This is a genomic window from Flavivirga jejuensis (assembly GCF_030540765.1).
Lineage (GTDB): Bacteria > Bacteroidota > Bacteroidia > Flavobacteriales > Flavobacteriaceae > Flavivirga > Flavivirga jejuensis.
The window spans coordinates 361,692-374,871 of the sequence record NZ_JAUOEL010000007.1; the positions used below are offsets into that span (position 1 = coordinate 361,692).

At 34.0% G+C, this 13,180-nt stretch carries 10 protein-coding genes; 8 read left to right on the plus strand and 2 right to left on the minus strand.

Annotation, left to right across the window (positions count from 1 at the left end):
* The first annotated feature begins 75 nt into the window (after positions 1-75).
* The 8 genes from Q4Q40_RS19250 (at position 76) to Q4Q40_RS19285 (ending at position 10,129) form a co-directional block, all read left to right on the plus strand.
* Positions 76-2,436 (plus strand): TonB-dependent receptor, encoded by a 2,361-nt coding sequence (locus Q4Q40_RS19250; protein WP_303303625.1) that lies wholly within the window; start codon positions 76-78, stop codon positions 2,434-2,436.
* Positions 2,437-2,455: 19 nt separating this feature from the next.
* Entirely contained in the window at positions 2,456-2,602 is a 147-nt protein-coding gene (locus tag Q4Q40_RS19255; protein WP_303303626.1) for a hypothetical protein, read from the plus strand.
* Between the two features lie 13 nt (positions 2,603-2,615).
* Positions 2,616-3,977, plus strand: coding sequence for an MATE family efflux transporter (locus Q4Q40_RS19260; RefSeq protein ID WP_303303627.1), 1,362 nt, complete (start codon positions 2,616-2,618; stop codon positions 3,975-3,977).
* Complete coding sequence (locus Q4Q40_RS19265) at positions 3,974-4,318, plus strand: VOC family protein (RefSeq protein ID WP_303303628.1); 345 nt, start codon at positions 3,974-3,976, stop codon at positions 4,316-4,318. Before Q4Q40_RS19260 ends, Q4Q40_RS19265 begins: the two co-directional genes overlap by 4 nt.
* Positions 4,319-4,333: 15 nt before the next feature.
* Entirely contained in the window at positions 4,334-5,203 is an 870-nt protein-coding gene (locus Q4Q40_RS19270) for an ABC transporter ATP-binding protein (RefSeq protein WP_303303629.1), read from the plus strand.
* 1 nt (position 5,204) lies between these two features.
* Positions 5,205-8,468: an ABC transporter permease gene (locus tag Q4Q40_RS19275; protein ID WP_303303630.1), complete on the plus strand. Its 3,264-nt coding sequence runs from the start codon at positions 5,205-5,207 to the stop codon at positions 8,466-8,468.
* 287 nt (positions 8,469-8,755) lie between these two features.
* Positions 8,756-9,730: an IS4 family transposase gene (locus Q4Q40_RS19280; protein WP_303303631.1), complete on the plus strand. Its 975-nt coding sequence runs from the start codon at positions 8,756-8,758 to the stop codon at positions 9,728-9,730.
* A 102-nt stretch (positions 9,731-9,832) separates the two neighbouring features.
* On the plus strand, positions 9,833-10,129 hold the full coding sequence (locus Q4Q40_RS19285; protein WP_303303632.1) for a hypothetical protein: 297 nt from the start codon (positions 9,833-9,835) through the stop codon (positions 10,127-10,129).
* A gap of 56 nt (positions 10,130-10,185) precedes the next feature.
* On the opposite strand, the gene Q4Q40_RS19290 is transcribed toward Q4Q40_RS19285, so the two are convergent.
* The gene (locus Q4Q40_RS19290; protein ID WP_303303633.1) at positions 10,186-11,556 is read right to left on the minus strand and encodes an MATE family efflux transporter; all 1,371 of its coding nucleotides are present in this window, start codon (positions 11,554-11,556) and stop codon (positions 10,186-10,188) included.
* A gap of 145 nt (positions 11,557-11,701) precedes the next feature.
* A complete protein-coding gene (locus Q4Q40_RS19295; protein ID WP_303303634.1) occupies positions 11,702-12,958 on the minus strand; it encodes an aminotransferase class I/II-fold pyridoxal phosphate-dependent enzyme in 1,257 nt (418 codons plus the stop codon).
* Between the last annotated feature and the right edge of the window lie 222 nt (positions 12,959-13,180).

Genomic DNA, 13,180 nt, shown 5'->3' on the forward strand with positions numbered 1-13,180 from the left:
TTATAATTAATCTAAATAATATTTTCTTGTATTCTTATAATGTTCAAAGTCCAAAAATTAACCAAAATTATTACCATGCTTAAACTAAAAATATGCTTGTTACTCTTAATTTTTCCAATTGCATTTGCATTTGCTCAGTCCAATCAAGCAACAATAAAAGGAAGTGTATATGGAAAGAATCAAAAAACGTTGGTCTTTGCGAATATTTTTATTGAAGAATTACAAAAGGGAGCCATTTCAGATAAAGATGGGGAGTTTGAGATTACTAACATTCCTTATGGCGATTTTACGGTTACGGCTTCTATGGTTGGACATATTACTATATCAAAGCAAATAACAGTGAGCGACAATAAGGTAATACATATTGATTTTGTTTGCCCAGAAAATAACACTCAACTTCGAGAAGTTGTTGTAACTGCTGAAAAATATGAAAACTCACTTCAAAAGGTGTCCGTGGCAATGACTGCTTTGGGAGCAGAGATGATCGAGCAACAAAAAGTGGTACAAATCGGTGATCTTTTAATGAGTTCCCCAAATTTTATGGCCATGAGCGCAGGTTCGCCTACACTCAACACAATAGCTTCCAGGGGTATACTTACCTTTTCTACCGATCCAGCCTTAGGCGTATATATAGATGGTGTACCTATGTTCGCAGGATACGGAAGTTCCTTGCAGTTAATGGACATTGAAAGAGTTGAAATCCTCCGCGGTCCACAAAGTACACTATACGGCAGAAATGCTCTTGGAGGAATTGTTCAGGTGATTACAAAAAAACCTACCAATCATACACGTGGTTTTGTCGAAGTCAGCTTGGGGAATTATAACCACCAACGTTACGGTACAGGTATCTCTGGCGCTCTGATAAAAGATAAATTGTACGCTGGGTTTAATGGTCTATATGATTCACATAAGGGGTATTTTATCAATGAATTTACAGGAAAGGACTTTGATTTTCCCAAGAGTTACAACGGAAACCTATATCTAAAATACCTGGCTTCTGACAAACTGAGGTTTACCCTGAATGCCAAGGCGGAAAGAAACGATATTCAGGGAACCTTTCCCTATGCCATGAATTTTGAAACAGCCTTGGCAAATCCGCGCACCGTTAACCAGAACGGAACCAATATAGAGGTAAGAGATTTGTTCAATACTTCCTTTACCGCCAATTACAGAGCCTCAAAGTACAAGCTGTCCTCGATTACTGGTTATACTTACAGGCAACAACTTTATGAGGATTATGATCAGGACTTTACTCCTTTTGATCTTATTATATATGAATCTAAGGCACAAGATCAGAAAACAATAACTCAGGAATTCAAAATAGTAACGGATCAAGGTGAAAAATGGCAGTTTACAGGGGGCCTTTTTGGGTATTATGACCGCTTTAAATCTCCAAACACTTCGCGATTCAATGCTGATTATGCCATGTTCGACCCCAATGCACCATATGCCAGTATACTGGTTAGTACAGCTAGTCTGTTCGGGTTGGCTGTCTATGGCAATATAGTTTATAACCTCTCAGATAAATGGAAATTATCGGCTGGACTGCGATACGATATCGAGGATCGTGACATGATTACCTATTCCGAATTTGAAAAAGAACCGAATCCTGTTCAAGTTTCCGAAGAAACCAAAATAAACGGTAGCAACAATGCCTTTTCACCAAAACTGAACTTATCGTTCAGTCCTAATGATGATCTGATGTTCTATGCTGGGTATGCACGTGGGTTTCGTCAAGGAGGATTTAATCTGTATACTACCGATTCTAATCATTTTACCTATGATCCAGAATATACAGATAATTTTGAGTTGGGGGTAAAATCAGAATGGTTGAATCATAAGTTGCGTGCCAATTTAGCCTTGTTCCATATTAATTGGAATAATCAACAACAAAGCATAAATTATCCCAATTTATACATAGACAATGTGGGCGAGATGTCTAGCAAGGGAATCGAATTGGAACTCACCGCACTGCCGTTCAAAGGCTTGGAGGTATCCTATAATTTTGGATACACCGATGCCGAGTATCAAACACTTATTCTTCCAGATACCAATGGTATAGAACAAAACTATGAAGGCAATAAGCAAGTTTTTACACCTAACTTCAACAGCAGCTTGTCTCTAACATACAATCAAAAACTGGGCAATAACCTAGAGCTTTACGTATTGCCCCAATGGAAATTATTGGGCAAACAATACTTCAACTATTATAACGACTTGGAACAAGATCCCTTTAGTCTTTTCAACCTCAATATAGGTGTTACATACAAAAACTACGAAATCAGTTTATGGGGCAAAAACTTGGCAGACACCAAATATCTTTCCTTTGCCTATGCTACCGCTACAGCAGATCAAGCCCCTGTACTCTATGGTGATTCACCACGTACCATTGGAATTACCTTAAAGGCAAAATTCAACGGTTTACATAATGACTAGTCACCCCTAAATTATCTAAATGATGAAGATTGCTAGATACATTATTCGTTTTTTATTAACCTCAATGTTTATTTGGGCAGGAATTGAAAAGCTTTTTCTTCCGTACAATCCGTCGGTATTTCGTGCTAATACCGCTGAAGCTGCCGAAGGCAACCTACCATACTAAAAAAACAAACCACATGGATTTAAGTCTAAAAGACAAACAAAAACAACTTATTTTAAAGGAACCTTTACATAAAGTCATGTGGAAAATGTCTATTCCCGCCATAGTCGCTATGGTATTATATGGGTTAAATGCTTTTATGGATACCATTTATGTTGGGCAGTTACTAAATGAAGAAGCATTAGCAGGTGTTGCCATTGCATATCCATTAACAGGTATAATGCTGGGTTTTGGATCTTGGGTTGGTACTGGAGCAGGTAATTATATAAGCATACTTTTAGGTAAAAATGATAACGATATATTAATTAAAGTTATTCCCAATGCAACGCTATTTACATTAATTGGCACGTTAATTTTTGCTATTCCCTCTTATATTTTTTCTGAAGAACTTATTGCATTTATGGGTGGTAGCGGCACCGTATTAAAATATGGAACTTGTTATTTAGAAATCACACTATTGGCATCGCCATTATGGGTATATGCCTTACAACTTAATTTCATTGTTAGAGCAGAAGGAAAAATGAAAACTGCTGCCATTATTATGGCTTACGGACTAGTTATAAATATTATTCTAACCCCTATATTCATTAATTACTTTAATATGGGAATTGGTGGTGCCGCTTGGGCAACCAATATAGGCATGTTTATATATTGCATAGTTGGATACCTTTATTATAAAAATGGGAAAGCATCATTTGTAGCAAATATCAACCTTATCAGATACGACAAGGAGATATTCCTGAAGATTATAAAATTAGGATTCCCTGGTTTTATAATGAGTCTGATGGGATTAATCCAAGCCGCAGTGGTTTTTAATGCCATAGTAAATGTAGGAACAGAAAGAGATTTGGCCTTTTTTGCCGCAGCCAATCGTATTATGCTCTTTTTAATGACACCTTTATTTGGATTGATGCGAGCTTTACAACCCGTTGCTGGCGTTAATTTCGGAGCAGCCCAATATACACGTGTCAAACAAAGTTTTTTGCTATTTTCTAAAACAGGCTTGTGGCTTATACTACCATTTTGGATGTTTTTAATGGCATTTCCAGAACTCAATATAAAAATGGTATTGCCTAATATGGTATTAACACCTGCCGATGTTTTCAATTTTAGAATCTATATGGCCATTTTGCCTTTTTTACCCTATGTATTTATGGCATTAACCTACCTACCCGCCATCAATCGTCCCAAACCTGCCAGTATTATAGGTGTGGCAAGACAGGTGCTATTTTATGTACCTATCATGATTTTTTTACCAAAATATATAGGTATTAAAGGCATTTATTATGGTGCTACCCTTATTGATATTGTAATCACGTTTTGGATTGTGTATGTGGTCTGGAAAACATTTTCAACGGTATTAACATTAAAAAAATGAAGCTAAGCCATATTCTATACAAAGTCGATAATTTGCATGCAGCAGTTAAAAAATTCAAGGAAGAGGGTTTTGTGATTGAATATGATACCCAAAACAGATTATTAAAGCATAAGGTACTATTCCCTAACGAACAACATATTCCGTTTTTAATGACCTTTTTCAATAAGAATCCAAAACCAAGCAAAGGTTTTGCGTATCCCAATGGGATAAAGGGTATTAAAAGCATCTCATTTGGAACCCAAGAAAAGTTCATTCCTCTTATAAAAGAACTCTGTAACGACCCAGCCCTAAAATTATATTTAGGCAATGATGTAAAAGATTTGGAATACGAAACAAAATAATAAACATAATAGATTATGAAACTTGAAATAAAAAATCTTTCAAAAACATATAGTAATGGCGTAAAAGCATTGCAAGATGTGAGTTTAACTATAGAAAAAGGTATGTTTGGATTACTTGGTCAAAACGGAGCTGGTAAATCTACCTTAATGCGAACTATTTCTACTTTGCAAGACCCAGATTCAGGACAGATAAACTTTAACGATATTAATGTTTTAAAAAAACCTGAAGACTTACGAAAAGTGTTAGGATACCTTCCGCAAGAATTTGGAGTGTACCCCAATGTAACAGCAGATGAATTACTAACCCATATTGCAGACATGAAGGGTATAGTTAACAAAGGAGAACGCAAAGACACTGTGGAAGCACTCTTGCAAAAAGTAAACCTCTACGACGTTCGTGACAAAAAACTTGATGGTTACTCAGGTGGAATGAAACAACGTTTTGGTATTGCCCAAGCGCTTTTAGGTAACCCTGAACTCATTATTGTAGATGAACCCACCGCTGGACTAGATCCCATGGAGCGTAACCGTTTTTATAATTTGCTATCTGAATTAGGTGAAGATGCTGTGGTTATTCTTTCTACTCATATTGTTGAGGATGTAAGCACACTCTGTACCGACATGGCTATTATTGGAAATGGTAAGGTTATGCTCACTGGTAAACCTAATGAAATTGAGGAAGCCATGAGAGGTAAAATTTACGAGGTTCCAATAGACAGAAATAAACTTACAGAATACCAAGAAAAGTATAACGTTATTTCACAACGTTTTTTTGCTGGTAAATTGATGATAACCGTTTTAGCAGATGAATTGCCTGATGGCAAATTTGACACAAAAAAACCGTCTTTAGAAGATGCCTATTTTAAAATTTTAAGCGAGAACTAAGATGAAAACCATACTTTCCATTATAAAAAACGAACTTAAACAACGTTTGTTCAGCTGGGTTACCCTCATTTTCTTTGTTATGCTAGTATTTCAAATGATATGGTACACCGAAGGATCCTTCAAATATTTTACAAATGAGGGTGTATTGATGAATGCTTCCAGTATTTTTTACCGTAACTATGCCGGTATGGGTATGCTCATGATTATTATAATTGCCATTGCTACAGGTAGCGTGCTATACAAAGAAATACAATATAAATCTGCACAATGGACCTATGCGCTACCCATAAGTGATAAGCAATTTTTTATAGGTAGGTTCTTGACGGCCTTTCTATATCTTGTAATTCTTAGTACTGCAATGATTGTTGGTAATTTGTTATTGCCCTATTCTGGTATTGGTGGGGCTAATCGCTTTGGTCCAGTACAATGGGGTCCTTTATTTCATGGTTGGATTATGTTTACCATACCCAATCTATTTTTTTATGTATCAATTGTATTTTTTTCAATTGTATTTACTAGGAGAATAGCAACAAGTTATTTAGCTGTTTTTTTGGTGGTCATTATATTTTTAATTGCACAGACCTCTTACGAAACAGGAGGTGGCGATAATTTAATTGCTTATATTTTGGCTGATTCTGGTGGCTATGTGTCTGCTCAACATTACACTGAATTATTGACTCCAATTCAAAAAAACACCGCATACTTTAAACTTTCTGGATACGTTCTTCAAAACAGATTACTTTGGTTGGGTATTGCTCTTTTACTTGCTATGGTATCTTATTTTAAGTTTTCATTTAAATATTTTATTCAAGCTGGCGTTGATAAATCTAAAAAAATTAAGGAAACTAAAAACAGTGTATTTACAGTTCCTTCAATAAAATTACCCGAAGCAATTAAACAATTTCGTATATCAGACTTTCTAAAAAAGTTATGGTCCCTATCTAAGCTCGAATTCATGAATATTGTGAGACCCACATCGTTCAAAATCATATTGGGTATTATTTTATTAATGGTCTTTATGCAAAACGTAACTTGGAATGCCACCTATTATATTGGCAACGAGCTACCTATTAGTAGTAATATGACATATTTCCGGATGCAGTGGGGTGTATTTGTTAACATGTTGATTATGATTTGGGCGGGAGAGTTGTTTTTTAAAGATAAAACAGTAAACATATGGCAGATTACAGACTCATTGCCTATTCCAATGTGGGTCGTCCAACTTTCAAGATTGGTAGCCATAATTGGACTATCGTTTGTCTTAAGCATTAGTTTTATTTTTATTTCAATATTCACCCAAATCTTGTTGGGAGGTGCTTCTTATATTGATTTAGAACGTTTTGTTGAAGATTTGTTACTATACCGATGGGCATTTCTCAATTTTGTATTGTGGGTTTCCCTAGTGTTTTTTGTAGCATCTCTAACCAGTCAACGTATACTTACGCATATTCTTTGTGTTGGTTTTTTCATTTTTTTAATCATTTCATATGAAATGGGTCTTATAGAAGACTTAAGAGTTGGTTACGGTTTTACACCTGGGGTTGAAGATTATTCTGAAGTTAGTGGATACGGCATATTCCAACAATCTGCTAATTGGTTCTTTTCGTTATGGTTGGCACTTGCCATTACTTTGGTTATGGCAGGTATTTGGCTATGGAAACGTGGTTCAGAAAAAAAATGGTCCAATCGACTTTCATTCAAAAACATTCAACTCGGCACAATTTCTAAATTTGCTATGGTAGTTTTTTTTGGTCTGTTCTTGTTTTTAATGTCTTTTATTAATAAAAATGTCTATGATATTGGAAATTTTACTCCAGAGGCTGAAGAAGAACGCTTAGATGCCGAATATGAGAAAGCATACAAGTATTTGGAAACAAAATCACAACCAAAATACGAAACGATAGATTTGGCACTAGACTTTTTTCCTTCGAAAAGGAGGGCCAACTTTTCGGCAGATATTACCTTGAATAATGAAAAAGGTGTAGATACATTATTCTTCAATACTAAGGACTTTGCTCAAATGACTACTATAAAACTCAATGGACAAGAATTAAAGGTTGTAAAAAAGAATGAAGCCCAGAATTTAACAGCTTATCTTGTACCACATGAAATACAAAAAGACAGTTTGTTACAGCTTACTTTACAAGGAAATAAGCAATACATTGGTCTTGTTCAAAGTGATTTTCAGGCAGACATTACATATAAAGGAAGCTTTGGAAGTATTCAGGATTTCTTACCTGTTATCGGTTACGATAGTGACAAAGAACTCCAGGAAAATCGTAAACGCCAAGAACAAGGTTTACATAGGCTAGATTCTAGAATGGCAAACATTGACGATTCTTTTGCTCTTACTCAAAATGTATTCTCCACGGATGCCAATTTAGTAAAAGGAAACCTTACCATAAGCACAGAATCTGGACAAATACCCTTTACGGCAGGGGTATTGCAAAAAACAGAAACGGTTGATGGTCGTACAGTAGCTCATTACACTATCGATAGTCCACAGGTATTCAATTGGCATTTAGGCTCATCAGACTATAACGTTGCCAAAGACAGTGCAAATAAAGTTGCTTATTCCATTTTACATAAACCATCACACATGTTTAATGTGGCATTGTATAAAGAAGCCATTACTAAAGGTGTATATTTTATGGAGACTCATTTTGGTCAAAAAGCAGTTAATAACAAACTTCAATTGGTTGAAATTCATCGTTGGCAAGATGCTAAATACACCTTTGCAAATACCATAGCACTTTCTGAAAAAGAAGGATGGGTTGCAAATACAGAAGGTTTGCAAGAGAAAGCATATATCTATCAAACCATAGGAAGTGGATTAACTAGTTTGTGGGTGCAAAAAAACGTATCTATTGCCAACGTACAAGGCGCAGATATGCTTGTATTAGCATTACCAGAGGCAATGGGATTGCAGTTTGTGAAAGAAAATCTAGGTAAAAAAGCTGCCGAATTACTTATTGAAAAGAAAACAGATAAATATGCTAAAGACAAAAATAATGAACCTAATACAGAGCCTACATTATTGTTTTCAGATGGCACCGACTATTTGGAAGAAAACAAAGGAGCCATTAAACTTTACGAGTTAATAGGTATTATAGGTAAAGCTACATTTATGGAAACACTAAAATCATCAGTTAAAAGTGACAAACCATTAATTTTCAAAAACTTATATTTTAATTTGCTAAGACAAGTTCCTCGAGCCAAACAAAAGGAAGTAAAAGAATGGTTTGAAACTGTAAAACCAATTTGATATTTTATTGATAGATATTATGTAGCTGCAATAGCGTCGCTTTCTCTTGTGTTTTATTTAAAATAAAACCAAAAATTTAAATGCAAAATGCATTTGAAAAGAACCTTATAAGATTATGGAAACATTTCTATATTAAACAGCTGAAAAAGCTAAAAAAATAGCTGAACATGAGAATAAAGAAAAGCAATTTGAACATAAAATATCAAAAATAGATAACAATAGTAAAAAACCTCCGTTAAAAACCTACCGTGTGGACACAAAAATATTTTTATTTTTCGCGATAAAAAATGCAGACACGATATTTTGAAGATTTAAAGGATAAGCGATTGTTGAGCCGAGGTAATTCTATTCTGAATCGCTTATTTACATCTAGCGTACATTCGATACGTCAGTTAACTCAAAGTGATTCAGAAGCCAAAGCGATGTATCGTTTTTTACAGAATGATACTGTTAACGAAAGTGATATTATCAAAAATATGACCTCTAACTGTGTGAGTGCTGTTGGTAATAAATCTGTACTGTGTATTCAAGATAGTAGTGAGATTAATCTATACAATCATAAAAAAAGAATAAAAAAAGATGATAGCATTGGTCTTACTAATGCTAGTATTGGAGGCTTAGGTTTTCACATACACCCTAGTTTTGTGATTGATTCACAGACATTGATGCCTTATGGTTTTTCAGATGTAAAAGTATGGAATAGATCATATGACAAGCGTGAAAAAAGAACTCATAGTGATAAAATGCTTCCTATTGAACAAAAAGAATCTTATAAATGGATAGAATCCTCATTAAATAGTAAGAAAGCTTTAAGCAATGCCCAAGAAATTATCATTGTTCAAGATAGGGAGGGAGATATTTATGAGCAATTTTGTAGTATTCCTGATGATCGTACACATTTACTGATTAGAGCAAAGACCTATAGGATTCTGGACTCCAAAGAAAAACTTTTTGAATATCTTTCGAGCCAACCTTTACAGGGTACTTATCAGGTAAGTCTCGAAGGAGATAAAAAAAGGATAGCCACGATAGAGGTACGTTTTACTCCAGTGACCATCAAAGGCAATCGGTATACCTCCAAAAATATTCCCCAGAGTGTTGTCCTTTATGCTATTGAAGCAAAAGAAGTTGGTCAAGATATTGAAAAACCCATACACTGGAGATTACTTACCACCAAAAAAGTAAAAGATTTAGAGACAGCATTACTTTGTATTGAGTGGTATACTTGCCGATGGATTATAGAAGAAGTCTTTAGAATTTAAAAAAAAGGAGGGTTTAATATTGAAGCTAGTGAATTAACTAGAGGTAAAGCCATAAGAAAATTGTGCCTAATGATGCTAGAGACTATTGTCAAGCTATTTATTATGCAAATTGCTTATAATACTGAAGAAGAAACAAACCCTAGAAGTTGTTTTTCAGAAGAAGAAATAAAATGCCTTGAACATCAAATTGAACGATTAGAAGGGAAAACCGAAAAACTAAAAAATTTATATAAACGGTCTGATCTCAAACGGTACATATGGGGTATCACCAGATTGGGTGGGTGGAAAGGCTACCTTAAACAAAGAAAACCTGAGATTAATACATTCTGGAGGAGGTTTCAAAAATTCTCTGCAATTATGCAGGGATGGATGCTCTTCAGAGATGTGTCCAGACGGTAGGTTAAAAACGGAGGTTTTTTACTATTGATAGGTGCGACAGAACCAAAAACTATAAATTATAGCATTTTTTTGTCAGCTTTAATTCTTTTTTTCAACATACTTCTAAAAATTAAAAGAAATATTGTAGTTGCAATAAATACACCTAAAGACTGACCGTGTATAAACCATTCTTTTCCGATATTTCCAACTAACAAATAAGTAAGAATGTATCCAAATAAGACAGAAAAAAGGCTTTGTAAAAATAAAAGATAACTTTTACCCAAAGTAATGAAACCAACTTGACTAGCTCTTGGGAGAATATTTACAAGAAAGTAAAAATATAACGATATGAGTAGTACTTCCATAATCTTGATCATACTCTCACTTTCAATATTAAAAAGCCTAAACAACAAATCTGAAAAAAAGAAAATTAACAATGCTTCAAAAATGCATATGGCGGCAATTATAGTAGTAGCTGACCAGTATAATTTCCAATAAGTATTTACTTGCCTTAAAGATATTGCTTTCTCAAACATAATCAAAAATGCTCCAGTAACACCTCGAGTTGGGAATATCATTAATAATTTAAGTTGTTCAATTAATCCAATTACCGCTAAGAACTCATTCCCTTGTTTAATAGCTAATTGATTAAAAAAGATACTTCCCAAAGCAAAAATTGCGATAGCTAGAAATACAGAAAAGGCAACTTTAGACTGAACTTTAAGAATAGTTCCCATCTTTTTTAAATAATCTTTTGGTTTCACAACTAGTGATAAAAATTTTTGAAGCCTTTTTTGTCTTAATGCAAAATAAAGGTTTCCAAGTGTCAACGATACTATTGATGCCAATGCCGCTCCAATAACCCCAAGATCTAGATAAAATATAAAAATTGGATTTAGAATTAGATTTGATATTACTATGATGGAAAGTATATAAATAATTTCCTTATTTTTATTTCTATACGATAAATATTGAGTAACAACGTTTAGAACTAAAACAAATAAATAAAGCGGTACAATAGCAAACCAATATTGGGTAAAAAACACTAGTATTTTTGCGTTAGAATGATCTTGAAGATTATTAAAATTAATGAACCTATCATAACCAAAAATTGTAAAAATTACAATTATTATATAACTAATTAATATTAGAAATATTGTCGAAAAATAGACCCTTTGCTTTTCTCCTTTACCTTCATAATTTGCCATTGAATTAACAAGGGCCGCTCCGATGGCTATCCCCATACTACCAACAATTCCTAAAATCGGTATTATTAAGGATAATGCTTTAAAAGCTTCTAATGAATAATTAGAAAGGTAGAGGCTATCTATGAAGCCTATCAAAACTGAAAGTAAACCTGCAAACGCTAAGGGTAGAGAGTTAAGGAACATTTTTTTTATATGCTCCTTATTTTCTTTTCGGGTCACCCCAATTAAATACTGTATCATCAACTATGCTTGGATAAATTTAAAATTACTCGTTGTTAAAGACAATTAATTAATTTTTATCAAAATAGAATCAGCCATCACCTTGCAGATGAGAACTAATTTTCTGAAATTAATTTTGTTAATATAGTGAAGCTTCAAGCTTAGATTAATAGCTGTTTTTTAAACTGCTTAACTTTTTTGTTCTATAGAGACCTAACTCTAAATTCTCTCGAATTGTAGAAAATGCATCTATAGTCTTCTCAATATCATCATCTTTGTGAGCTGCAGTAGGGATCAATCTAAGCATGATTAAATCTTTGGGTATAACAGGATATACAACAATAGAACAAAAAATACGATAGTTTTCTCGAAGGTCATATACTAAATGCATAGCCTCAGGAATACTGCCTTGGAGAAATACAGGAGTTATACATGAATTCGTATTACCAATATCAAATCCTTCTTCTTTAAGGCCATTTTGAAGTTTCAGTGTTTGCTTCCATAATTTGCTCTTTAATTCTGGCATTGTTGATATCATTTCCAATCTTTTTAAAGCTCCCTTTACCATGGCCATGGGAAGTGATTTAGCGAACATTTGAGAACGCATATTATACTTCATAAAATTTATTATGTCTGCGTCTGCCGCGAAAAAACCTCCTATTCCAGCCATAGATTTTGCAAATGCGGCAAAGTAAATATCAATGCCTTCCATTACTCCTTGCTCTTCTGATGCACCTGCTCCATTTTTTCCTAAAACACCGAAACCATGAGCGTCATCTATTAAAAACCGAAACTTATATTTTTTCTTCAACCTTACAATTTCCTTCAATTTACCTTGAACTCCTCTCATTCCAAAGACTCCTTCCGAGACTACAAGAATCCCCCCACCAGTCTCATCAATAAGCTTAGTAGCTCTTTGTAAATTAACCTCTAAACTATCAACATCATTGTGCTTATAAGCAAACCTTTTGCCTTGATGTAATCTCACTCCATCAATTATACATGCGTGAGATTCAGCATCATAAACAATAACATCATTTCTTGTAACTAATGCTTCTATTCCTGAAACCATTCCTTGGTATCCGAAATTTAGAAGATAAGCTGCTTCTTTTTGTTCAAATCGAGCTAGGTTTTGTTCTAATTCTTCATGAAACATAGTGTGGCCTGACATCATTCTTGCTCCCATTGGGTAAGCCAATCCATATTCTGCAACTGCTTCGTTATCTGCTTTTCTGACTTCTGGATGATTTGCTAAACCTAAATAATCATTTATGCTCCATGTTATAACTTTCTCTCCTTTAAATCTCATTTCACTTGAGATTTGTCCTTCAAGTTTAGGGAAAACGAAATATCCTTCAGCTTGTTTAGCCCAATTTCCAAGAGGCCCTTTGTCTTTTTTAATTCTATCGAAAATGTCTTTCATTAATCTTGTATTTGGCTAAGTGTTAATTTTAAATTAGTTTGCTATCTATTTTATTATGGTAAAATATCTCATTTTGCTTTTAAATTTGAAAAATAGACGAAGGTTAAATAAGAAATAGTATTATAAGTTACAAGAATACATAAGTAATTACTCACGTGAAATCCTAATTTAGTTGTTTTTTTGTAGGACACCAAAAATTATATAAAAAAATATTTAACACAG

Excerpts from the sequence above, each read along its gene's own strand:
- Q4Q40_RS19250 (WP_303303625.1), top strand. The coding sequence starts at position 76 with ATGCTTAAACTAAAAATATGCTTGTTACTCTTAATTTTTCCAATTGCA.
- Q4Q40_RS19255 (WP_303303626.1), top strand. The coding sequence starts at position 2,456 with ATGATGAAGATTGCTAGATACATTATTCGTTTTTTATTAACCTCAATG.
- Q4Q40_RS19260 (WP_303303627.1), top strand. The coding sequence starts at position 2,616 with ATGGATTTAAGTCTAAAAGACAAACAAAAACAACTTATTTTAAAGGAA.
- Q4Q40_RS19265 (WP_303303628.1), top strand. The coding sequence starts at position 3,974 with ATGAAGCTAAGCCATATTCTATACAAAGTCGATAATTTGCATGCAGCA.
- Q4Q40_RS19270 (WP_303303629.1), top strand. The coding sequence starts at position 4,334 with ATGAAACTTGAAATAAAAAATCTTTCAAAAACATATAGTAATGGCGTA.
- Q4Q40_RS19275 (WP_303303630.1), top strand. The coding sequence starts at position 5,205 with ATGAAAACCATACTTTCCATTATAAAAAACGAACTTAAACAACGTTTG.
- Q4Q40_RS19280 (WP_303303631.1), top strand. The coding sequence starts at position 8,756 with ATGCAGACACGATATTTTGAAGATTTAAAGGATAAGCGATTGTTGAGC.
- Q4Q40_RS19285 (WP_303303632.1), top strand. The coding sequence starts at position 9,833 with ATGCAAATTGCTTATAATACTGAAGAAGAAACAAACCCTAGAAGTTGT.
- Q4Q40_RS19290 (WP_303303633.1), bottom strand. The coding sequence starts at position 11,556 with ATGATACAGTATTTAATTGGGGTGACCCGAAAAGAAAATAAGGAGCAT.
- Q4Q40_RS19295 (WP_303303634.1), bottom strand. The coding sequence starts at position 12,958 with ATGAAAGACATTTTCGATAGAATTAAAAAAGACAAAGGGCCTCTTGGA.